This is a genomic window from Chloroflexota bacterium (genome assembly GCA_016219275.1).
In the GTDB taxonomy this organism is placed as follows: Bacteria; Chloroflexota; Anaerolineae; order UBA4142; family UBA4142; genus JACRBM01.
Genome location: JACRBM010000016.1, coordinates 116918 through 140612 on the forward strand (window position 1 = coordinate 116918; position 23695 = coordinate 140612).

Sequence of the window (23695 nt, forward strand, 5' to 3'; positions counted from 1 at the left end):
AGATTATTTGAGTCGTTCAAGTTGAGCGCGCGCTTGCGCGCCGAGTTCTCCGGCAGGATCGAGCGCAATCACTTGCTCGAATGCCGCGCGCGCCGGCGCGAGTTCGCCCTGCCGCGCGCGCACGAGTCCCAGGTTCAAGTACGCGTTCGCCGATTTGGCATCGAGTCGGATGGCGGCTTGCAATTCCACCGTGGCTTGCTCTAGCTCGCCGCGTTCGGCGTAGAGCGCGCCGAGATTATTGTGCGCCAGCGCGAAATCGGGGCGCGCGTGGATCGCGGCGCGATACGCTTCAATCGCCAGCGCATCCTCAGCCCGCGCGTGGTAGAGCGCGCCGAGATTGTAATAGGCGTCGGCATGTTGCGGGTCCAGCGCGATGGCGGCGCGATACTCGCGCAACGCGTCGTCGTCGCGTCCCAGGCGCGCGAGCGTCAAGCCCAACCCGTTGCGCCAATCGGCGTTGTTCGGCGCGAGCGCGAGCGCGTGCTCGAAATTCGCGCGCGCCTCGGCGTACCTGCCCGCGCTGTACATCCCCAAGCCGGTGCGATAGAAATTGTCTGCGCGCGCGATTTCTTTGGCGCGCTTGGCGGCGTTCGGCGTCGGCGTCGGTCGCGGTAAAGTCAGTGCCTGGGCGGACGCAAGTTGGCTGAATGCCAGCAGACTCACGACGACCGGCAACACCAAATACAGCGCGAGTCCACCCAGGATGCGCGGCGAGAAAAACCATCCATTCATCGCGCCAGCTCCAGGGTCGGCGCTGGTGTCGCGCCGCTTTGCATCCGCACCAGTTCCGCGTAACGTCCGCCGCGCCGAACCAGGTCCGTGTGTTCGCCGCGTTCGATGATACGCCCGTCTTCGAGAACGAGAATCAAATTCGCGTGGCGAATCGTCGAGAGCCGATGCGCGATCACGAACGTCGTGCGCCCGCGCATCAAACGTTCCAACGCTTGCATCACCGCGCGTTCCGACGCGGCGTCGAGCGCGGCGGTCGGCTCGTCGAGAATCAGGATCGGCGCGTCGAGCAAGATTGCGCGCGCAATCGCGAGACGCTGGCGTTGTCCGCCGGACAGCGTGACGCCGCGTTCGCCAATCTCGGCGGCGTAACCGTTCGGCAGTTTCATGATAAACTCGTGCGCGTTCGCGGCGCGCGCGGCGGCGATGATTGCCGGCATCTGCGCGTGCGGCGCGCCGTAAGCGATGTTGTCGCGGATGCTCGCCGCGAACAGAATCGGTTCTTGCGGCACGAGCGCGAATTGCCGGCGATAATCGCGCAGGCGTAAATCGCGTATATCTACGCCGTCGAGCTCGATGCGTCCGGCGGTCACGTCGTAGAAACGGAGGAGCAGATTCGCAATCGTCGTCTTGCCCGCGCCGGTCGCGCCGACGAGTCCGATCATTTGACCCGGCAACGCGGTAAAGGTCGCGTCGCTCAACACCGGACGCTTGTCGTCGTACGCGAAGCTCACTTGCGCGAAATCAATCTGCCCGCGCGCGCGCGTCAATGCCCGCGCGTTCGGCGCGTCGCGAATCACCTGGTCGGTGTCGAGTAATTCGGCGAGGCGTTCGCCGCTGACCGACGCCTTTTGCAAGGACGCGGCAAGTTTGCTGAATTTTTTCAGCGGACTGTAAAAGGTCGAAAGGTACGAAAGAAAAATGAGCAATTCGCCGACGGTCAATTGATCGGCGAGGATTTGCGCGACGCCGTACCAAATCACCGCCGCAGTGCCTGCGGCTTTGATTACATCTACGATCGGTTCGAACATCGCTTCCCAGCGTTTGGCGCGGATTTCCGCGCGCGCCCGCGCCGCGCCGTACTCTTCGAATCGGCGTTGTTCGTCTTCCTCGCGCCCGAACGCCTGCACGATGCGGATCGCGGAAACGGTCTCGTGCGTCACCGCGAGCATTTGCCCCTCTTGCTCGCGCGCGGCTTGGGCGGACGATTTGATGTTGCGGCGGAACGCGCCGAACAGAAACAGCAACAAGGGCGCGTACGCGAGCGCGATGACCGAGAAACGCCAGTTGACGAAAAGCATAATGCCGGCGATGCCGGCGAATTTGAGCGCGTTGACGATGATTTCGCCGGTGCTGGCGACGAACGCTTCCATCACGCGCCCGGCGTCGCCGTTCACGCGGCTCACGATCTCGCCGGCGCGCGCGTGATCGTGAAATTGCAACGAGAGATTCGACAGATGCGCGAACGCATCTCTGCGAAGACGAAACGTCGTGAGCGATTGAATCATGCCTTGCAGCGATTCAAAAATAAACGAGAGCGCGCCGTTGAGCGCGGTAAAGAGAATGATCGCCGAACCAAAAAACGCGGCGAGCCAGCGCGGATCGTCGCCGAAAAATTCGGCGAGCGCGCGGCTGAATGAATCGCCGTACGGTCGTCCGCCGATCACATTGTCCACGATGAATTTCAGGGGCCACGGCATCGCGACGTCGAGCGCGGCGACCGCGACCATCGTCAAAAAACCGAGCGCGAGATGCGCGCGGTACGGCAGCAGGTAACGAAAATAGCGCGGGTCGAGATCGAGCAACGGAATTTTTTTCATGCGTGATGCGGAACGGGAACGGCGCGCGGTGACGCCTGACCCAGGATGTGTTCGCTGGTCAGCTCAAAAAGCGGCAGGAACAAATCGGCGAATTGCGGACGTTGCACGACGACGTGCATCAAACGAAAATACGTCGCCGTTTCGTAAAATGCGAGCCGCGCGAAAAATTCCGGCGTGACCGATTGACGCCGCGCGTACTCGTCCACGAACGCGGCAACCTCCTGGTCGAGCGCGTGCGCGTTCGCGAAATGTGTCAACGCGAGAAAACGCAGGTGCGCGGCGAAATTCGCGACGTCAATCGCCGGGTCGGCGCGCGCGAACAAGTCGAGATCAATCAAGGTGATCCGCCAATCGGCGAACAGCAGTTGGCTGTAGTAAAAATCGCGATGCGCCGGCGCGAGTTCGACCGGCGGCAGTATATTTGCCCACGCGTTCAACGCGGCAAGTTGCCGCTCAATCGCGTACGCATAATCCGGTTTGTGCGTCGCCAAATCCGCCGCCCACTCGGCAAGGTGCGCGAGTTCATCTGCCAGCGCGTACGTCTTGGGCGGCTGAACGCGCGTCTTGTGGAGCTTGGCGATCGCAACCGCGCTTGCGCGCACGCGCGCGGAAAAATCCGGCGTGTTGAGCGAGTCATCAAGCGTCGCGCCGGGCGCGCGTTCCTGGACGAACATTTGCATTGCCGGGATGTACGCGAGCGGCTGCGCGATCGTGATCCCATCGCCGGCGGTTGCGCCGAACCCGTTCGCCCACAACGCGCGGTGAAAGTCGAGATGCTCCGCGCCACGCCCGTCTTTGAACACTTTGCCGATGATGTGCCGAGTCGCGTTTTCTCCCGGTGCTGCGGACGAACGCGTCAGTTCGTACGCGATGACGCAGCGGCGGCGCGGCTTGTATTTTAGAATTTCCAATCGTGTGACTGCCGGGAAACGTTCGTCCACCTGCGCGGCGAGCCAATGCCCGGCAAGATCGGCGCGCGTCGCGCGAAACAAACGCCGGCGTAATTTGTCGTCGAACAGCGGAGTCCCCAACGGGTCACGCGCGCTCGTGTGCGGAAACAGCCAGCCGAGCACTTGGTGCGCGTTGCGCCGCCACGTGTGGTTCTGCAACACGTACCGCGCGCCTTGCCAACCAAGCTGGGTGCGCGCGGCATCGTGCGCGGCAAGCTCCGCGATCTGCGCGGCGAGCGCGGCGGCGTCGCCCGGCGGATACAAACGCGCGTTCACGCCGTCGGTCACGAACTCGGCAATCGGCGGCAGATTCGCCGCGATGGTCGCGACGCCGCACGCGAGGTACTCGACCAGTTTCAACGGCGAGAAATAAAAATCGGCGAGCGCGGGATGCGGCGACACCGCGATGTCCATCGCCGCGATGTACGCCGGCACGTCGTGATTCGGAATCGGCGGCACCATCGTCGCGGCGATGCCGCGTTCCGCAATACGCGCGCGCACCGCGTCGGGAATGTCGCCGACGAGCAAGAGATGCGGCGCACTCCCGCGCGCGGCGAATGGATCGCGCGCGGCGGTCTGCGCGACCGCTTCGATCAAGATGTCGAGATCGTGCCAGGGCTTGACCGTGCCGACAAACCCGACGACGAATTTGTCCGCGAGACCCAGTTGCGCGCGGACCGCATCGCCGCTCACGGCGGGATGAAAATATTGCTCGTCCACCGCATTCGGGAGAACGTGGACGTGTTCCGGGCTTGCGCCGCGCTGAATCACATAGTCGCGCAACGGCGCGGAGACGACCGAGATCGCGTCGGCTTGGGTCAACATGCGCATTTCGATCTCGGCGGCGTCGCGATCCCGGCTCAACGTGCGATAGCGCGCCGCTTCGACGCGCAGCGGCGCGTTGACCTCGAGGACGAACGGCAACCCGGTCACGGCGGCGAGCCGCGCGCCAGCATCACTCCACAACGAATACCGTTCGTAAATCAAAGTAACTTGTTCGCGCGCGATCAGCGCCAGCCCGGCGCGGACGCTCGCGTCGGCAATCTGCATGGCGAGAAATTCGCGCGTATCTGCCGAAAGATTTTTCGTGTCGAACAAACGGGATGCAACTTCAACGACCTGCGCGTTCGGCGCGATCCCGTCGCCGGCACGCGGCGTAATCAGCGTAACGCGATGCCCCAGCGCGGCGAACGCGTCAATCATCGCGCGCACATGGATGGACGCGCCTTTCGCGCCGCGAATCGGAATGCCGGGGTCGGCGCAAATGTACAGGATATTCATAGAATTGCCGATTGCCGATTTTCGAATTTCGATTGGAGCAACGCCGTGTCGGCATTCGAGAATCGAAAACTGGGATTGGCTGTGATCCAATCGCGCAACACAGCCACATTTTTTTGCAGATCGAATTTTTGCGCGACGGCGGCGCGCGCGGCGTTGCCCATGCGCTCGCGCAGAGCCGCGTCGGCGAGCAAACGCGCGAGCGCGTCGGCGAGCGCCGCCGCGTCGTTCTGCGGCGTCAGCAAGCCAGTCGCGTCGGGGTCAATGATTTCCGGCACGCCCGTCACATCAGTCGAGACGGCGGGCACGCGCATCGCCAGCGCTTCGAGCAAAACAGTCGGCAAGCCGTCGCGATTGCCGTCCGCCCCGACGACGCACGGCAGTGCGAACACCGCCGCGCGCCGATACGCCGCGATCACATCGTCTTGCGATTTGGGTCCGACGAGGCGCACCTGACTGTCGAGCGCGAGTTCGGCGATCAACGCGCGGAGCGCCGCATCTTGCGGACCCTTGCCGACGATCTCGCACTGAAACGCCGCGCCGCGCTCGCGCAACTGCGCGCACGCGCGAATCAAATCGTCGAATCCTTTTTTCTCGACGAGCCGCCCGATGCCAAGGATCAACGGATCGCGCCGGGCATGGGGCACGTAATCGGCGGCGGGATCGAATTGTGCGAGATCAATGCCGTTGTACAATTTGTGAATGCGGTCGGGCGGGATCGCCATCTCCGCGCGCGGGAGCAAACCATCCAGACTGCTGGAACCCACCTGGTTGACCAGGCGCGTAAGATACGCGTGGTTGAACGCGCTGACGGTGACGACAAAACGCGCGGCGCGAATCTTGTCGCGCAACAGGTCGGCATCCACCGTGTTCAGAAAAATATCTTTGGCGTGCGCGGTGAAACTGTACGGCGTGCCGGTGAGCAAGCGCACGAACATGGCGACGCGCGTCGCGCTGCTGGCAAAGTGCGCGTGCAGGTGCGTGACCGGGTGCGCGCGCACATCATCGGCAAGCACGACCGCCTGGAAGAAACGTTTGAGTGCGTGGAGGTTGCCGCGTGTGAGCGCGTAACCCAGGACGCGCGCGTAGCGGCGCGGGTCGGCGCGGAACAAGACGCGTTGCGCGTTAAACACGCGGCGCGCGTCCGACGGCAAATACTCTGGGAGGTACGTCACCGGCGCGCGCACGCGCGCGAGGTTCGCGTGAAAGCGTCCGTCGTCCGGTTTGCGAAGCGAATAAATTCGCACGTCCACGCCCTGCCGTTCGAGTTCGAGAATTTCGTTGAGAATAAAGGTCTCGGAAAAGCGCGGATACATTTTGAGGATATAGCCGATGGTCATTTTACTTCTCCATCAACGCGCCCAGCGCATCGCTCACGCGTTCGAGTCCATTCAGGTCGAGCGTGATTTGCGGCGGCGGCGCGGCGAGCGCACTAGCGATTTCCTGCGCCAATTTTTTCGGCGCAAGTTCGTCGGGCAACACCATGCGCGCGAGTCCGCGCGCGGCGAGTCGTTCCGCGCGCATCAGTTGTTCGGAACGCGGGCGCACGCGCGGCACGACCAGGGCGCGCACGCCGAGTGAAAGCGTTTCGCAAACGGTGTTATAACCCGCCATGCCCACGACGAGATCGGCGGCGGCAAGGTAACTCGGCAGATCGGGCGTAAATTCGATGATCGTCAAATGATCGGCGTGGTTCGTGTTCTTGAGCAAATCGCGTTTACTGCGCGCCATCAAGGGACCGGTGACGACGAGCGCGTGCGCATCGCGCAATGTTGCGTTGGCAGCGCGCGCGGCGAGAAAATTTTCGATCAACTCGAATCCATCTCCGCCGCCGCCCGCCGTGACGACGATCAGCGGACGATTCTCCGCCGCGAGTTCGCGGCGCACGGTTTCTTTCGCGCGCGTCGTCATGCGTCGCCCCAGGTAGCCGCACTCGATCAGTTTCTTCGCAGCCATGGGCGACATGGCGTACTCGCGCACCGGGTCGAACACCGCGCGCGAGCCGTAGAGCAAGATGCGATCGTAAACGCTGTCGTGCAATTCGCGCGTGCCGGCAGTTTCCCATTCCGCGCACGTCGTCGCGGGATCGTCTTCAATATCGCGCATACCCAGGACGAGGCGCGTGGCGGGCATCCACGTTTTGATGTGACGCAGCGCGGGCAAGAGTTCGCCGGCGACGCCTGCCGGGGTCTTGTCCACCAAAACGATGTCGGGGCGAAACGCCTCGACCGCTTGCAAAATCATTTGCTCGCGCCAGGTCATCGTTTGCGCGAGCGAGAGCGGCAAGGCGCGCGACTTGTAGCGTCCGTCACTGCGTTTGGTCAGCGCGGGCAGTTTGATCCAATCGAGATGCGGCGGCAGTCTGAACGCGCCGGCGACCATCGAGCCGGTCACGAGCAATTGCCGGACGTTGCCGTGGTCGCGCGCGACTTGGTCCGCAATCGCCAGCGTGCGGCGAATGTGACCGAGACCGAACGTATCGTGCGAATAAAGCAAGAGGCGCGGAGAATGATTTGTCACAGGTTGATTCTTTCACAGCTTGATTGTAACGATACTACGTTTGTATCAGTGTTACAGTTTGCTGGTTCCTCAAGTATAACTCGTGCAGAGGCGCGGCTGGTTAAATCAGACTTAATTCCACTTTAAGGCAATGTTAAATGAAATCGCGGCTGTGACTCGGGAGCATCTCGTAGGGCAATTTTCCAAAATTGCCAGTCAAGATGCGCGTTCGGCAAAGGCATAAATCTATGATTCGATTTGTTACAAACATCGCGACATGATTTGACAGCAGATACCAGGTTTCTTGGGGAAACCTGGTATCTGATTCAATTGCCAAAAAAATGAGCGGCAGGGTCATCACCTGCCGCAGATTCTAACGTTTGATTAACGTGCTGGGCAACCGCCATCGCCAAGCCAGCAATGCACCGCGAGATTCAAGGGCGGCGCGATGATTTGGATTCGCGTTCGCATATTGCTCATCCTCCGAAAATAGACTTGCCAAGACTCGAAGGGTTTTCACGAAGCGAACCCTTCGGGTCTATGTTCACTCAGGCAGCATTTCGATCCGCACCGACACCTGGATTTCGCGATTGCTCAGCGTGCGGATGACCGGCACACCTGGGACGAGTTCGCTGGCGCGCACTTGGTCGTGCGCGTCAAACAACGTATCCCATTCGCTCCCATCGCCCGATCCCCAATCCACATCCTGGACTGTCCCGCCAAAAGAGAGATGGTCATCCCCGCCAAGCATCACCGTGACATAGTTGATCTCTGGCGCGCGATAGTCGTTGGACGCACACCCATTCCCCAGACACGATGCCTGCTCCGTGTGAACCCAATCGAAGAGACCTTGGATCTGGTATGTCACATTATGCGAGAGCCGAAAGCCGTGGCGTATCTCGCTGTGACTGCAGCGACTCAGGTCATTGCAAACCGACATGTGAAAGTGGAGTTCCGGTCTGGAAATTACCGAAGCCCAAAAGACACCGGTGATCGGTCCCACCGTGCTGTACTCGCGCTCATCCCCGCCGAGATTGCCGGTTCGCAATGTCTCGAAGGTGACGCGCACGGTGCGCGGGCACGCCGCGCCCGTCCAGGTGACCGTGTTGCTGGGAGGCGATTCGCGTGCCGCGCCGGCTTGTCCGCCAAACGCGGTGATGTGATAACTGTACGTTTCACCGCAGGGCGGACTTGCTTGCGAGGTGATATCGTACGCGTTAACGTCCGCCGGCGTCCGGTGACGGATGCTTCCATTCACGTACACGCCGAATCCGCGAATCTGGCTTGGGTCACCCGCAAACGTCCAACGCAACGCCGCGCGCGGACCCTCGTCCGACACGCGGAGGACAGGCGCTTGATACGCGACCACTCCACACATTCCCTGGCAGAGCCGATATTCGACGTGAAACCATCTGCCACCGACTCCCCCGGTTGAATTCGCCCGCATGACATGCCCATCCCAATCGGGGGATGCGTGGTTGACGTTGATCCTGCCCAAATCGTATTGGCGCGGGGTTTCTCCATGAATCGAGACGATGCCAAGACATTCAACCTGGATGTTGATCGAATAATTGTCATCGGCGGCGAAATGGCGCTGTGCCTGTTCGCCTAATATCTCCGGGAGGTTCCATGTTCTCTCTGCGGATCCTGGGTCAAGGTTGAGACGTCCAGCCGCAGGGATGGGAGTTTCGTGGTGCACTGGAGTGCCCGCTTCATTAAACAGAGTGTAACCCAGAACGACGAAGCAACTGATATCGGTGAGATCGCCACTTTGAAGCGCGCGGAACGACACGGCTTGAATCTCGATGGGAACCATAACCTTTTCAACGACGCGCCGCGGAGTGGGAAGGATGCCGGACAAATCCAGGTTCAGCGATGGAATCGTCAGACCGCCGAAAACGCGAACCTCACTACGCGGCGGCTCGGCATCATCCGGAATTTGATTGCCATTTCGGTCCGCGCCGCGACCCGGCGGCGGACTGCCGCCATATTCAGCCGAACCGGCTTCGGTCGGCGCGAGGTCAACGTCATCGCGGACGCCATCGTTATCGCTATCGCTCGCGCTGGTAACCGGACAACCGCTGTTCGACGCCGGACCCGGCGCGGCGGGACACAAATCGAGCGCATCGCGCACGCCATCGTTATCGCGGTCGGGGCAACCGGCGAGTTGAGCTGAGCCGCGCTCGCGTGGACACGCGTCGGTTTGAGCCGGCACACCGTCGCCGTCGTCGTCGGAACAGCCGGCGAACTCGGCACGACCGGGCGCGCGCGGGCACGCGTCACTCGCATCGGCAACGCCATCACCATCCGCATCTCCTGGCGTAGGACAGCCATTTTGCTCAGACCCAGGTTCGCGCGGGCACGCATCCGCGCTATCGCGCACGCCGTCGCCATCCGCGTCCAGGCAACCTTGCGCGCGAGGCGACCCAGGTTGATCAGGGCACGCGTCGGCGCGGTCGAGCAATCCATCGCCATCGCGATCATGTGCGCTCGACGCGGGACAGCCGCGCGCAGCAGACGCGCCGGTTTGATCGGGGCAGGCATCGTCCGCGTCGCGGATGCCGTCGCCATCGCGATCGGGACAGCCGCGCGCATCGGGCGACCCAGGTTGATCGGGACACGCGTCGGTCGCATCCGCCACGCCGTCGTTATCGCGATCCGTGATCGCGATGGCTTGCGCATTGATCGTCGCGTGGCTACGCGCGCCTTGCGCGTTGAACGCCCGGACGATGATCGTGTGCGTGCCGGAGATTGTCGGTCGCCAATTCATCGTCAGCGGAAACGGCGAGATGCCGCCGGGCACGTTGCTGTTTTGCGCGTCGAGCAATTTGTCGTTCACCCAGAGTTCGACGCGTTTGATTTTCCGCTCCGCGTCATCGCGCGCGACGGCTTGGATCACAGTGTCTTGGGCTACGGACACGCGCGCGGCATTGCGCGGCGAATTGATCAGCACGATTGGACTCGTCACTGGCGGCGATAGCAGAACGACGGCGATTGCGGCGACGATGCAGATCAGCGCGATTGCCAAAACGCCGAGTGGCAATAGACAACCAGGTTTGCGTGTCATCGTTTCATCCTCCTGCCTCACCCCCAACCCCCACCCTTCGGGCACCCCCTTCCCCTTCTCCTGAACGAAGTTCAGTTCAGGAGAGGGGGAAGGGGGACGGGAGGGTGGAGGTGAGGCGCGCGTTCAACGACTGTTCGTCACGGTGATTTGAACGACGAGTGTACTGCCGCCGCGACCGGTGATTCTACGTTCACCCGCCCGAACATCAGCAGGCGCAATAATCTCTTCCCAATCAAAAATTGTGTCATTCGGGTTTAAACCTGGGTCGCGATCTTTGATCGTCGCACCGATGTACAGCGAATCGTCGGGACCGAGGTCTACGGTAAAATCGGTGCGCGGGAAGAATGCCGCGATGTTGTGGTTGCGACTGCCGACATCCAGCCGATAGTGACTTTCAAAACTGCGGCTCACATCGCCAACTTGGAACGAACCAAAGAGCGGTCCGACATCGCCGAGATCATCATTGTCCCGCAGATTGCCGGTTTCGAGCCGCACCAGACTGACCATCGCCATGCGCGGACACCGCGCGCCTTCCCAGGTTACGATGTTACTGAGCGGTGATTCAATGTCCGGGCGATGCGGGTTGCCGCGATACGCCGAGAGTTGAATTTCGAAATTGCGTCCGCACGGCGGAACATCGCGAAAGAGATAATTCGTACTGCGCGGCGATACCGCAAACATATAGTTGCCGTTCATGTACAATTTGAAACCATTGATGTCGTACGAGTGACCCGCCCACGCCCACGCCAAACGATTTTGTCCGCCGCCGTGCAACAGCGTGATGGACGGCGCGCGCAAGACCGGCGTTTTGCAGCCCGGCGTGCAGACGCGATACTTGACGCGAAACGAATGTCCCGCCGAGCCGCCGCTCGAATCCACCGTCACCTCGTCAATCGCCGAGGACGCGAGCGTGTGACTGCGCGAGAACGAACCGAGATCAAAGTACGCTTCCGATCCGCCGCCTTCACCGATGCCACCTCCGCCGGGCGATTCGCGCGATCCAGCGACGATGCCACTGCACTCCAAGCGAACTTGCAAGGGCTGTCCTTGCGGTGCCATAAACGTTCGACTGTGCAGTGGACCCAGGAACGCGGCAATGTCCCAGCGTTGCGCGCCGAGCGAACTGAACGGTCCGATACGTTCGGCGGCTTGACCCGCCACGGTCGCGTAGCAGTAGACCTGGGTATAGTTGTGCGAGACTTGGAATTCCAATGCCTGGAGTTCGACGGGTACGAATTGAAACAGGTAACCCGGTATCAACAAGTCCAATCCGCTGAGCGGGTCTTCGCGCGCCTCTTCGGATTCTGGGATGCCGTCGCGATCCGCATCGGTTCCACCGCCGGGCGGCGGCGCGCCGCCGCTGTCCGCCGATCCTGACTCGGTGGGGCTAAGGTCAGTGCTGTTGTCAACGCCGTCGCCGTCCGAGTCGCCGGAGCCGGTGGGCGGGCAACCGCTGTTGGACGCGGGACCTGGGACATCGGGGCAGAGATCAATCGTGTCGCGCACGCCATCGCCATCGCGATCGGGGCAACCGCGCAAACCGGCTGTCCCGGCTTCATCGGGACACGCGTCGTCACTATCGCGCACGCCGTCGGCGTCGTGATCGGGACAACCACCGGCTTCGGTGCGACCTGGGTCGCGCGGGCACGCGTCGCTCGCGTCCGCCACGCCATCACTGTCCGCGTCACCGGGCGCGGGACAACCATTGCGCTCGGCTGTCCCAGGTTCGCGCGGGCACGCGTCTACGCCATCGCGAATGCCATCGCCATCGTCATCGAGGCAACCGCCGGCGAGTGTTGTGCCAGGTTGATCGGGACACACGTCCGCGCTATCGCTGACGCCATCGCCATCGCGATCACCAGTCGTCGGCATTGGACAACCGTTGTTCGTCGTCAACCCAGGTTGATCGGGACAGCCATCGAGCGCGTCCAGCACACTATCGTTATCGCGATCGCCGCTCTGGACGGCTTGTACGTTGATGGATGCCTGCCCGTGTTTTCCATCCTGGTTGAATGCTCGAACGATCAGCGTGTGCGCGCCTGACGTGGTTGGTCGCCAATTGGCGACGATGGGGAACGGCGAGGTGCCGCCCGGCAAACTGCTGCTCTGCGCGTCTTGCAATGCGCCATCCACCCACACCTCGACGCGTTTGATTTTTTTCTGCGCGTCGCCGCGCGCCGTGGCGTGGATGATCGTCTCTTGACCAACGCCGACACGTTCGCTGTTGCGCGGCGAGTTGATCGCCACGAGCGGTGTCGAAGTTGGCGCGGTGATCAGCACGTAACCAGTAATTGCTACGACGATGCACAGTAGTATCGCAAGCAAGGCGATCAAGGGAATCAAGCAACCACGTTTCATGGTCTAATCCTCCGCCAGACCTGGGAGGTCTGCGCGACCTCCCAGGTTTGGCTCAAGCTGGTTTAGTGTGGCGCTGCTACGTCAATGGCAAAGTTCGCGCTTGCGGTACCACCCGCGTTCCCAGCATTGTCCACCGCCTGGACGCTCCAGGTATATGCTTTACCACAGGTTACCTGAATGGTGTGCTGAGTACTGGTTGTAACAGTTCCGCCAGACTGCCCATCGTTCCGCACCCATTTCACGATATAGTTTTTGATGCCGCTCTGATCGCTAACGGAATTCCAGTCTAGTGTAACGCTAGTTGTACAGGAGCGATTGCCTTTGGGTGAGACCAGAGTGGGCGCGGGTGGTCCCTGGGTGTCGGGTGGCGTGGTGGGCGTGCGCGTGCGCGTCGGCGTGATGATTTGCGCGGCTGGGAGAACGGTGACGGTCGTCTGCCGCGTTTGAGTGTTGCTGCCGCAGCGCGCGGTCAACGTGTACGTCGTCGTAGTCGCGGGCGAAACCGAACGCGAACCTGGCGCGCTCACTCCGCCGATGCCTGGCTCGATACTCACGGAATCCGCGTTGGTCACCGCGCCCCAACTCAACGTCGTCGAATTGCCGGCAGTGATCGTGGACGGCGACGCGCTAAAGGACGCAATGTTTGGCGCGCCACTGCACCCCGACGCTGGCGGCACGATGGTCGGCGTCCGCGTCCGCGTCGAGGTAGGCACACGCGTGGCTGTTCCACTGCACGAACGAATTTCCGCGAACGCGTTATTCGTTTCACTGCTTTCGTTCACCGCGTTCGTCGAATCGAGATTGACGCCGATGTATGGCGCGCCTTCAAACGCGTAATCGAAAATCGCTTCGGATGTTCCGCCGACGCCAAAGCCCGCGCCGCGCGTCATCGTCATTTGCGGCGTGCCGTTGACGTGCAATTGAATAATATAGTCGTTCGGCACCGGGGTCGTCCCCAGGTTGCGATAGACAACGCGCGGCTTGCAAAGCGCGATCTCACCCTTGTAGCCGACGAACAGCGCTTCGACGCTGACGATAGCCAGGTCGGACAAGGGAACCATCGTCGGCGAAACGGTGCGACCTGGGATGACCACCGGCGGGATTGTTGGAGTCGGCGTTGCCGCGACCAGTGGGTTTGGCGGGGTCGGCGTTGTCTTACCAAGCACTTTAACTCTCGCGGTAGCCGGATTGCTGGCTTGTCCATTCTTGGAGTACGCTCTGACTTGCAAAACGTAATCGCCCGCTTGTTGCGGGATCCAATCCTGGGATACCTTGCTGAGTGTCGTGTCCGACTGCGCGGGTGGACTGCGCCGATACGCTTCGCCGTTCACGGACAGCAGTACTTCGGCGATGCCCTCTTGCGCGTACACGTGCGAGACCACCGGCACCGGCGCGCCCGCTGGCACGGTCGAACCGTCGAGTGGAACGTCAATCCACGCGCGCGGTCCGGTCGGTTGCGGCTCGCACGCGGTCACCGCGAAAATCATCGCGCAACCAAACAGCAACGCCAGAATCCATTTAGAGAAATGTTTCGCTTTCATCGTTTGCTCCTTCGGAAATACCCCTCCCTTACCCTCCCCTTGCAAAGGGGAGGGAAGGGTGGGGTCGTCCGGATTTTCATCGAATGCTGATGCGTCAGCGGTAAATGAACAACTCGTCAGTACTAGGACGCAGATGAACGCAGATTGAGATTTTATCTGCGCTCGTCTGCGCTCGTCCGCGCCCCATCACTCTTCCACGAACGCACCATCTCCAAATCCAAATCATCTTTAACGATAAACGCTTCCGCGCCGGCGTCCTGCGCCGCTTGCCGAAACACGTTGACGCGATCCGGATACGCGCTGACCAGGATCACGCGCAGATTCGGCGCGAGCGCCTTGAGCCGCGGCGCGCCCTCCACGCCGTTGATGCCCGGCAACATCACGTCCACAATCGCGAGATCGGGCGATGTGGCGCGCACCTGGGCTTCCGCTTCGGGAATGTCGCTCGCTTCGCCGACAATGTCCAAACCCGCGAGCTTTAACAGCACGCGCAGTTGGCGGCGAAATGCCGGTTGATCGTCCACGATCAAAACGCGGGTCATTGGTGTGCTCCTGGCGCGCGTGAAACGCAAATCGCGGATCACGCGTCGCCGTTAGCATAACGCAATTCTGCGGGGAGGTCATCGAGGAGGAGTACTGTTTTGAGGAGGAAAAGTGGGTACTGGAGTACCCTTTTTAGTCGAGTAGTCGTGTGGTCAGTTCGCGCAACGAAAAATGGTTGACGCTCGCGTGGGTTCGTGCTAGATTGACTCACGGAAGGCAAGACCGCTCCAGGACCATGCGACTACTCGGCTGCCCGACTATCCGCCGACCAACTAACCTGGACGCAAGTACCCTTGCCCGGCGTGGACTCGACTGCCAGCGTTCCGCCGATCAGTTCGACGCGTTCGCGCATACCTGCCATGCCAAAATGTCCTTGCGCGACCAGGTTATGCAATGTCGTCGGCACGACAAAACCGCGCCCATCGTCTTCGAGCGTGAGATTCAAGCACGCGCCTTGCCACGCGAGCCGGAGCGTCACCTGGCGCGCGGCGGCATGGCGCGCGATGTTGGTCAACGCCTCTTGCGCCAAACGATACAAATTGACGGCGACGTGCGCGGGAAGCGCGCGTAAGGTTGCATCCCCCGGCAGATCGAGTCGGACCGGAACGTGCGATTGAGACGACCAATCGTCGGCGAGGACGCGCAGCGCCGCGCCCAGCCCAATCGTGTCGAGCATCGGCGGACGCAGTTCGGCGCATACCTGGCGCAGTTCGGAGAGGAGATCGCGCACCTCGCCGCGCAGAGTCGGGAGCGATTCCATCGGCGACGCGTCACGCGTCAACATCAAACCGAGTTGCATGTTCAAGCCGACCAGGTCTTGAATCGGACCATCGTGGAGATCGCGCGCGAGGCGCGCGCGTTCGTCTTCGCGCGAGCGGAGGAGTTGATGTTGCGTCGCGCGAATCTCGTCGAGTTGCCGGCGCAGTATCTCGACCAACAACACGTTGCCGAGCGCGACCTCGGCTTGACGCGCCAGGGTGTGGAGGATGCGCCGGTCGGTGTTGCTCCAATCTTCATCGTCGCGCCGCGCGCCAATCGTCCACACGGCGCGCACCTGATTTTGAAACGCGAGCGGAAATTGGAACTGCGCCTTCTCGGACCTGGGCGCGTCGTTGAGTTCGCCGATCCATAGATCGCCATCGTGCAATTGCATCAGGTCCGCGACCTGGCGCGTCAACACCTCCGCGAGCTGTTCGCGCGCGAGCGTGCGCGCGAGCGTGGCGCTGATCGTTTCGACGACACGCGGATAATCGTACCAGCCGCCGTAGAAAAAACGATCCACCCCGCGCTGAACCTGGGTGCGCGACCACTCGAACGTAAAGCCGACGAGCAGGGTCAGCGCGGCGGCGATCATCATTTGCGCGAGCCAATCGCCCGGCGCAAGACGATAGATCAGCAGAAATGGACCCAGGTACAAAATCAGAATGCCGAACGAGAGAATCGCGTAGACGAGCGTGCGATTGAGGACGCGATCAATGTTGAACAGATTGTCGCGAATGATCGCGACGAGATAACCCAGCGGCGAGAGAATGATGAATGGACCGACCATCCAAACAGGCATACGATTGGTCGAGCCGGCAATCGTGGGCAAGAGGTAAAAGAGGAAGGAGGGAATCGCGGACGCGACCGTGCCAAAGACGACGAGCCGCAATCGGCGACGACCATCGGATGTCGCGCGGCGCAAATAGGAATAGACCAACAGGATGACCGCCGAGCTGATCTCGATCGTGTTGTAGAAAAAGGTCAGGCGAATGCCTAAATCGGTGGCGGATAATCGGAGCCCGAGTGCGACCAGCATCAATGTATAAGTGGGAATTAGAATCAAGCGACGCTGACGCGGACTGCCCAGGACAACCGGAAACATGAGATAATAATGAACGACGAGCGCGCCGGCAAGATGAAAACCGATACTGCTGAGAACCCCCATCCAATAGGGACGATACGAGAGTTGGGGAAAAGCCAAAAAGAGTAAAAGCCCCATCGCGACGCTTTGCACCATCAAGAAAAAGAGTCGCGCTTGAATCTGCTGGAATCGCCGCCAAACCAAAAAGACGCCCACACTCCAAAAAGTCAGCGTCACGAAAATCGCGCTCAAGAGATTGGGCAGATTGACCTGAGCGAGGGACAGGAGGGGTAATTCGAGCACGAGCTGTTGATCGCCGCGCCGGATCTCCACGGCGCGATTTTCGACTTCGCGGCTTTGCCATTTTTGAAACGGCACACCCTCCACGGTGAGGATCACATCGCCGGGCAGGATGCCGGCGTAATTCGCGTACGAATCCTGGGGCACGTCGAGCACGACGCCGGTTTGCCAATCAAGGGAACCATCCACCGTCGGCGTGCTCCACTGGAGATAGCCGACGGATCCCATGAGCACGAGGATGCCAATCGCGATCACGCCAAAGAGGAGGCGGACGAACTGACCGTGACCGCGCGCGTCAGGTTGCATCGGCGATTTTCCCGGTGGGAAGAACCTGGACGAGTCCGTGACGAATCGCGAGCAACGCGGCTTCAATGCGCGTGGCGACACCCAGCTTATCGTAGATCGCGCTGACGTGATTTTGCACTGTGCGCGTGGTGACGACTAGACGCTCGGCAATCGCGGTATTGTCGAGACCTTGCGCCAGCAAGCAGAGTACTTGAATCTCGCGCGGCGTGAGAGGAAGCGAACCCAAACCCGAAGGGTCCGCTTGCGTGAGACCCTTCGGGTTTGTTGCGCGCTCGACCACCTGACGCGCGACCGCCGGGCTAAGCCAGGTTTCGCCGCGCGCGACCGCGCGGACTGCGCCCACCAATGTTTCGAGCGCGTCGTCCTTGAGCACGTAACCCGCCGCGCCGGCTTCGAGCAAACCGAAAATGGTTTGCGCGTCGTTGTGCACGGTGAGGATGAGAATTGCGGTTGAGGTCTTTCGCGTGCGCAATTGTCGCGTCACCTCAATGCCGTTCACGTCCGGCAAATTCACATCGAGCACCAAGACATCGGGACGATGCGCGGCGACCAGGGACAGCACGTCCGCGCCGCGCGTGCCATCGGCGACGACGGTGATGTCGCCTGCCGCGTTCAAAACGGTACGCATCCCGGCGCGGACAATCGGATGGTCATCTACGATCACGACCGTGATCATCGTCACCCCCACAAAACACAAACGACCCGCGCCTTCGCGCGAGTCGCCGCATCAACTCGTCACTCGGAATCTTTTTCCGGCGCCCGTCCTCAGCGCCGTGTTCGTCCAGACTATAACATACCGACCTGGGGCTGTCAATGATTCTGTTGGGACATGATTGGTTTTGCGATCTCCAATAATTTTTCCACTTGGTACGCGCTCTTTTTTGCCGCTTGAGGCAACGGCTTGATGATCGTGTACGCCGCGGCGATTTTCTTTTGCTTGGCTGGAGTATCTATGCCGACTGACACGACCGCGCTCGCCAACATCCAACCCAGGAACGCTTCGAACATTTCTTTGTTGAACCACAAGATATCGTTATAGCGATTGACCTGCCAAAAGCGTTCGGTTTCCGCATCCGCTAACCACATTCCGACGATCTGGGCGCGACGCTTGCGCGCGCCCAGAGACGCGTGCCAGTCTTGATGCGTCGTCATCACCTTGAGCGCGCCAAGCGCGTGTGCGAGTTGATCCTCGCGCACGCCAAATTCGCGCAAGGCGTTCGCGATCAACTTGCCGAGCATCCACTCGTCTAGCCAACTCCGGCTCGGCGCGATAAAATCGGCGGGGTCGTGCGCTTGCGCGAGCCGGTGGACGAACACCCACGCGCACATCGTCGCCAAGTGTGCGTCGGCGGCGAGATGCGCGCGGACGTATTTGAGCGCGGGCGCGAACCCGCGCGCGTCCGGATTGGCGCGCACCGTTAACAATTTTACCAGCGTCTCGATTTCACGCCGCACCTGTTTGGCGAGCGCGATTTCATCGCCCGCGCCGCCGCTAAATTGTTTCGCCGCGCGCGCGAGCCGCACATATTTTTGTTCGATGTCATCCAACCATGTTGTTTGTACCGACGACCGGCCGGGTCGTCGTCCTTTTACTTGATGCGCGTCGCGCAACCGGCGGAACGTTTCCGCGTTGACCAATTCGCAAAACGGTTGGTGGATCGGTTGCAAATAAAGTTCGCGCAATGCTTCGTCCACGCTCGACACGCCGCGCCCGTTGAGCATTTCACTCAAGCGCGCGTACTCGCGCCGCGCATTGTCACGCACGACTCGGAAATCGAGAAAGACGTGTCGTTGGTACGCGCCGAGTTCGACATAGAGCCCTTGCTCCTGCAACGCGCGGCTGTTGCGAATGTACTCCAACCCGCTCGCCTGATCGCGGAAAATCACAAAACAGTTTTCGTCGCCGCCGAGCGCGAGCGCCTCGCTCAACGCGCGTTGCGCGAGTTTGCCCGACGCCTTGTCGAGATACGCGGCAGAGAGGCGAACCCAGCCCGCCGTTTCCGCAAACTTGTTGTGAAAGATGACCAAGCCGCGTTCGTCGTTCATACGATTCGAGTACGCGAACACGTCTTCGTTGACCGCGCCGTTCGCGGTGAAGAAATCATACAACACAAAATCGTCCACGCCGGCAAAGACATGCCGCCGATGCAACAATGGAAAAATTTCGCGTTCGTGTCGCGCGACGAGATGCTCATCCACCTGCTCGTCCCACATCGCGCGGCGAAACTCCATACCGTATCGCTCCGTGAGTCCTTCGACCTGACCGTGCCCGAACATTGGTAAGCCGGGCAGCGTACTCATCAACGTCGCGATGCCGAAATATTTGTCGCCCGCGCCGAACTGTTCTGCCGCGGTGCGCTCGTCGGGATTGTTCATAAAATTGACGTAACGTTTTAGAATTTCCGGATCGAACTCGATGGTATTTTTGATGACCGAGCGATAGTTCGCGTTTTTCTCGTCGCGCAGCATGTTCATGAACGCGCTGTTGTAAACGCGATGCATGCCCAGGGTCCGCACGAAATATCCTTCCATCAACCAGAACGCTTCGGCGAGCAGGAGCGTGTCCGGCGCTTGCGCCGCGACGCGATCCACGACCTCGCGCCAAAATTCCTCCGGCATCGCCGCGTCGAATTGTTCTTTCGTCAAGCCAAACTCGGCGCGCGAGGGAATGTCGCCGCCCGTCCCCGGTTGCGGAAACCACAAACGCTGATAATGTTTTTTCGCCAGCGTCATCGCCGCGTCGAGTCGAATCACCGGGAATTGCCGCGCGACATGCAGAATCGTTTGAATGACCGCCTCGCGCACTTCTGCTTTGAGAAAATTCAACTGCGCCGTGTCATTCCACGGAAAACTCGTGCCGTCGTTGCCATGATAAATAAATTTTTCGTCGCCCGTCCAATGATCCACGCGCTTGAACACGACCGCCGCATCCGTGCGATTGAAATAATGGTCTTCGAGATAAATGCCGACGCGTTCATCGCCGGACAAATTCGGACCGGTGAACGTGTACGCCGGGAACGGCGCGTAATCGGACGCGACGAACCAATCGGGATGTTCGACGACCCAGCGCGCATCAATGCCCATGTGATTCGGCACCATATCGCTCGCGACGCGAATGCCGCGTTGCCACGCGCGTGCTTGTAAATTGCTCATCGCCGGGTCGCCGCCGAGGTCATCGGCGATGCGATATTCGGCGACCGAGTACGCGGACGCTTCGGCGTTCATTGCGCCGCACAATTCCTTGATGCGTTTCGACGCGGCACTGCGCTGCCAGATGCCGATGAGCCACAAGCCGGTAAAGCCGCGGCGCGCGAGCAAATCGAGTTCGTCGTCCGGGATTTGATCAAGTCGCGTGATCGCGCGTTGATGTTTTTTCGAAAGTTGATCGAGCCAGACGTACGTGCTTTTCGCGATGAGCACGAGGCGCGGCATCCAATCGAGATCGCGGCTAAAGCGTTCGTACTCGGGGTACGCGCCATCGTACACGCCGAACGCCGACCCAGGTTTGAATGACGGCACGCGCGCTTCGCCCGGTCCGAAGAAAAATGATTTTTGTTCTTCTTTGATCAAATCGAGACTGCTGAGGATGCGTTGCAAGTACTCGCCGAGGACGTGCGCCCAACGCGCGCGCATAAAGTCGAGTTGTCCTTCGAGCGAAACGGGCGCGGCGAGCGCGGGCGCGCGCAACAGGTCAATCAGATTTTGATCATCGGGACCAAAGCGCGGCTGGGTGTCAAAGAAGGAATAGAGATGAGTAATTAGTAATTGGTAACTGGTAGATTTTTCAAGTGAGGCATCGTCGAACAATTCGATGAACGGCATGAACGCGCGATTGGCATTCGCCAACCACAGCATCAGCATTTCTTCGAGCACGATGTGACGATGCGGTACGCCGTCGGTCGCGCCGTTCAAAAAATCCGCCGCGCGCATCTTGTAGCGATACACCGCGACGTTCGGAAATTCATCTGCGAATTTTTCGAGCGCGGCATCCACCGCCGGCGCGCCGAGCGCGTGGTTCAACCAGTCGAGCGCCTTGCCCATCGCCTGAGGATTCACTTGCCGACGATATTGCGCGACGAGCAGGTGCAGCAATTCGTCAATCAAGCCCATCGCGTTCAGTTGCCCGGCGCGGATCGTTTGTTCGGGATGCTGGATGAGATCGCGCTGCGCGTTCATCTTTTGCGCGAACACGCGCGCCGCGTGAAAATTCGCCAGGATGACATTGCCGCTCAACGAAAACAACACTTCGTCGAAGGCGTACTTGTCGCGCGCGTGACGTGCGACGTGAAATTCGAATACTGGCATGAGGTTTTCCTTTGATCATACCTTCGGCAGAATCCTGGTTTCTTCCCTTCGAGGAAACCTGGATTCTTTTTCACTCGTTGATCGCGCTGATGAACCGCGCATCAAATCGTCGCGCCGCTGGGCACGGATGATGATGTGAACGCGCTCTCTTTCACGTACGCGCCGATTTCGACGTTGCGTCCGATGACCAAACCCGCCGGAATCGTCGTGTGCTTGCCGACGACGGTGATGCCGGTGTTGAGTCGTTCGGGCGCGCGTTGATTCGGCGTATTGTCGTCCGAATCACCGACGTGCGCGTTTGCGCCGACGACAACTTTTTTATCGAGAATCACGCGGTCGAGCACCGCACCTTCGCCGATGACCGCGTCGCTCATCACAATCGAATCGCGCACGACCGCGCCGGGCGCGACGTAGACGCCCGGCGAAATAAGCGAGCGCAACACGGTGCCGTCAATGCGACATCCATCGCATAACAAATTGCCCTCGACGCGCGCATCGGGTCCGATGTACGCGGCGGGACGCTCGCCGCTTTTCGTGTGAATCACCCAGTCTGGGTCGTACAAATCGAGCGCGGGCGTTTCATTCAAGAGCAGCATATTCGCTTCAAAGTACGCTTGAATCGTGCCGACATCCGCCCAGTAATCGCGGAACGTGTAAGCGAACACGCGTTGATCGCCGACGAGCGCGGGAATGACATCGCGTCCAAAATCGCGCTGCGCTTTGCCCGCGCCGCGCAAGTGCTCGACGAGAAACTCGCGGCGAAAAACGTACACGCCCATCGAAGCGAGCGTCGCACGCGTGCGTTTGGGTTTCTCCTCGAACGCGGTCACGCGATTATTTTCGTCGAGCGCGATCATGCCGAAGCGATGCGCTTCAGTCGGGCTGACCGCGCGCGCGGCAATCGTCACATCCGCGTTCATCTCGACGTGCAGATTCAACAACGGATTGTAATCCATTTTGTAAATGTGATCGCCCGCGAGAATCAACACATGCTCCACATCTTGTTCGCCGACAAAATCGAGATTAAAGCGTACTGCGTCCGCCGTGCCTTCCTGCCACGCGCCCAGGTCGCCGCGATGCGATTGATACGGCTGCAAGAGTCGCACGCCGCCATGCGCGCGATCCAAATCCCAGGGCTTGCCGAGGCCGATGTGATCAACGAGTGAACGCGGTTGGTACTGCGTGAGAATCGAGACGTTGAAAATATTCGAGTTGACGCAATTCGACAACGAAAAATCAATCAGGCGATATTTGCCGCCGAACGGCACCGCCGGTTCCGAACGCGGCGCGGTCAACACGCACAAGCCCTTGCCTTCCCCGCCTGCGAGAATCATTGCGAGAATTTCCATTTTCATTCATCCTTGTGTGCGCGCGGTTTCAATAAAGCCGCCACCCATTTCATTTCTTCTTCCGACAATTCCGGCGGAGGCGCGGGCTGGGCATAATCAATCTGGCTGGCGTACCCGCCGCGCTCGTACACCGCCGCGACCATCGCGGCGAGATCGAGCGACGCGTCCGGGTCGGGTTCGTACAACGGCACCGGCAATACTGGCAAACGATGCGCGAGTTGAATGGGCCATACCTGGACGTGCGGGCGACGATCCGCGCGGCTGAGCATCGCATAGTACGGCGCGACCGGCACCGGCGTTTCGAGCGGTGGTCGTTCGCCGCCGCGCAGAAAATCAATTTCGATGAAATGCGCGGACGAACGCAATAGGTCGCGGCGTTTGCGAAGATAATCGGTGTGTGCGTCGTGTCCGCGTTTCTTGTTGACCGGCGACAAAATTTCGATGACGGTCACGAGCCATTCCCCGCCCGCGCGATAGATTTCGACGCGATTCAGTTCGAGTGGAACATCCAACGAGACCTGACTTTCGATTGGCGCGGTCGTCCTGGTTTCGTAAGCGACCGCCGTTTCGCGCGCGGTGGATGGTTGCCAGACGCTAACATCCGGGCGAATGCTTGCCTTCTTGCCGATTTCAATCGTTTCGTACGTGACAAAAGTTTCCAAGCGCGCAAAGTAATGTGGTTGGATTTTCTCATTGAGACTGGCGCGGATTTCCGCCGCCAAATCATTGTGAAAGTCAGTCCAGAGTTTCGGCGTCTCGATGTACGGATCCATGCCGGGAAAAGGTGACGGCATTTTTTCACCCCCG

At 60.5% G+C, this 23695-nt stretch carries 14 protein-coding genes; all 14 read right to left on the reverse strand.

The features are described 5' to 3' along the window. Positions 1-3 precede the first annotated feature (3 nt). The 14 genes from HY868_03030 to HY868_03095 all read right to left on the reverse strand — a co-directional run bounded on the left by HY868_03030 (position 4) and on the right by HY868_03095 (position 23682). Entirely contained in the window at positions 4-732 is a 729-nt protein-coding gene (locus HY868_03030; GenBank protein MBI5301084.1) for a tetratricopeptide repeat protein, read from the reverse strand. Beyond that, on the reverse strand, positions 729-2549 hold the full coding sequence (locus HY868_03035) for an ABC transporter ATP-binding protein (GenBank protein ID MBI5301085.1): 1821 nt from the start codon (positions 2547-2549) through the stop codon (positions 729-731). The genes HY868_03030 and HY868_03035 overlap by 4 nt, the downstream gene beginning before the upstream one ends. After that, the gene (locus tag HY868_03040; protein MBI5301086.1) at positions 2546-4780 is read right to left on the reverse strand and encodes a glycosyltransferase; all 2235 of its coding nucleotides are present in this window, start codon (positions 4778-4780) and stop codon (positions 2546-2548) included. Before HY868_03040 ends, HY868_03035 begins: the two co-directional genes overlap by 4 nt. Beyond that, positions 4777-6117, reverse strand: a complete 1341-nt coding sequence (locus HY868_03045) for a glycosyltransferase (GenBank protein ID MBI5301087.1) — start codon at positions 6115-6117, stop codon at positions 4777-4779. Before HY868_03045 ends, HY868_03040 begins: the two co-directional genes overlap by 4 nt. A 1-nt stretch (position 6118) precedes the next feature. After that, complete coding sequence (locus HY868_03050) at positions 6119-7297, reverse strand: glycosyltransferase (GenBank protein ID MBI5301088.1); 1179 nt, start codon at positions 7295-7297, stop codon at positions 6119-6121. A gap of 523 nt (positions 7298-7820) precedes the next feature. Continuing rightward, the gene (locus tag HY868_03055) at positions 7821-10343 is read right to left on the reverse strand and encodes a thrombospondin type 3 repeat-containing protein (protein ID MBI5301089.1); all 2523 of its coding nucleotides are present in this window, start codon (positions 10341-10343) and stop codon (positions 7821-7823) included. Positions 10344-10466: 123 nt separating this feature from the next. Then, positions 10467-12701: an Ig-like domain-containing protein gene (locus tag HY868_03060; GenBank protein ID MBI5301090.1), complete on the reverse strand. Its 2235-nt coding sequence runs from the start codon at positions 12699-12701 to the stop codon at positions 10467-10469. Between the two features lie 62 nt (positions 12702-12763). Continuing rightward, positions 12764-14242 carry a hypothetical protein gene (locus tag HY868_03065; protein ID MBI5301091.1) on the reverse strand — a complete coding sequence of 493 codons (1479 nt, stop codon included), beginning with the start codon at positions 14240-14242 and terminating at the stop codon, positions 12764-12766. Positions 14243-14394: 152 nt separating this feature from the next. Further along, a complete protein-coding gene (locus tag HY868_03070; protein ID MBI5301092.1) occupies positions 14395-14784 on the reverse strand; it encodes a response regulator transcription factor in 390 nt (129 codons plus the stop codon). Between the two features lie 242 nt (positions 14785-15026). After that, on the reverse strand, positions 15027-17234 hold the full coding sequence (locus tag HY868_03075; GenBank protein ID MBI5301093.1) for a hypothetical protein: 2208 nt from the start codon (positions 17232-17234) through the stop codon (positions 15027-15029). Beyond that, positions 17224-17910 (reverse strand): response regulator transcription factor, encoded by a 687-nt coding sequence (locus tag HY868_03080; GenBank protein ID MBI5301094.1) that lies wholly within the window; start codon positions 17908-17910, stop codon positions 17224-17226. The genes HY868_03075 and HY868_03080 overlap by 11 nt, the downstream gene beginning before the upstream one ends. A gap of 134 nt (positions 17911-18044) precedes the next feature. Next, positions 18045-21539, reverse strand: a complete 3495-nt coding sequence (locus HY868_03085; GenBank protein ID MBI5301095.1) for an alpha-amylase — start codon at positions 21537-21539, stop codon at positions 18045-18047. Positions 21540-21640: 101 nt separating this feature from the next. Then, positions 21641-22888 carry a glucose-1-phosphate adenylyltransferase subunit GlgD gene (gene glgD / locus HY868_03090; protein MBI5301096.1) on the reverse strand — a complete coding sequence of 416 codons (1248 nt, stop codon included), beginning with the start codon at positions 22886-22888 and terminating at the stop codon, positions 21641-21643. 2 nt (positions 22889-22890) lie between these two features. After that, a complete protein-coding gene (locus HY868_03095) occupies positions 22891-23682 on the reverse strand; it encodes a DUF4058 family protein (protein MBI5301097.1) in 792 nt (263 codons plus the stop codon). Positions 23683-23695: the final 13 nt, after the last annotated feature.

Excerpts from the sequence above, each read along its gene's own strand:
- HY868_03095 (MBI5301097.1), bottom strand. The coding sequence starts at position 23,682 with ATGCCGTCACCTTTTCCCGGCATGGATCCGTACATCGAGACGCCGAAA.
- HY868_03045 (MBI5301087.1), bottom strand. The coding sequence starts at position 6,117 with ATGACCATCGGCTATATCCTCAAAATGTATCCGCGCTTTTCCGAGACC.
- HY868_03080 (MBI5301094.1), bottom strand. The coding sequence starts at position 17,910 with ATGATCACGGTCGTGATCGTAGATGACCATCCGATTGTCCGCGCCGGG.
- HY868_03040 (MBI5301086.1), bottom strand. The coding sequence starts at position 4,780 with ATGAATATCCTGTACATTTGCGCCGACCCCGGCATTCCGATTCGCGGC.
- HY868_03065 (MBI5301091.1), bottom strand. The coding sequence starts at position 14,242 with ATGAAAGCGAAACATTTCTCTAAATGGATTCTGGCGTTGCTGTTTGGT.
- HY868_03035 (MBI5301085.1), bottom strand. The coding sequence starts at position 2,549 with ATGAAAAAAATTCCGTTGCTCGATCTCGACCCGCGCTATTTTCGTTAC.
- HY868_03075 (MBI5301093.1), bottom strand. The coding sequence starts at position 17,234 with ATGCAACCTGACGCGCGCGGTCACGGTCAGTTCGTCCGCCTCCTCTTT.
- HY868_03085 (MBI5301095.1), bottom strand. The coding sequence starts at position 21,539 with ATGCCAGTATTCGAATTTCACGTCGCACGTCACGCGCGCGACAAGTAC.
- HY868_03070 (MBI5301092.1), bottom strand. The coding sequence starts at position 14,784 with ATGACCCGCGTTTTGATCGTGGACGATCAACCGGCATTTCGCCGCCAA.
- HY868_03055 (MBI5301089.1), bottom strand. The coding sequence starts at position 10,343 with ATGACACGCAAACCTGGTTGTCTATTGCCACTCGGCGTTTTGGCAATC.
- HY868_03060 (MBI5301090.1), bottom strand. The coding sequence starts at position 12,701 with ATGAAACGTGGTTGCTTGATTCCCTTGATCGCCTTGCTTGCGATACTA.
- HY868_03030 (MBI5301084.1), bottom strand. The coding sequence starts at position 732 with ATGAATGGATGGTTTTTCTCGCCGCGCATCCTGGGTGGACTCGCGCTG.
- glgD (MBI5301096.1), bottom strand. The coding sequence starts at position 22,888 with ATGGAAATTCTCGCAATGATTCTCGCAGGCGGGGAAGGCAAGGGCTTG.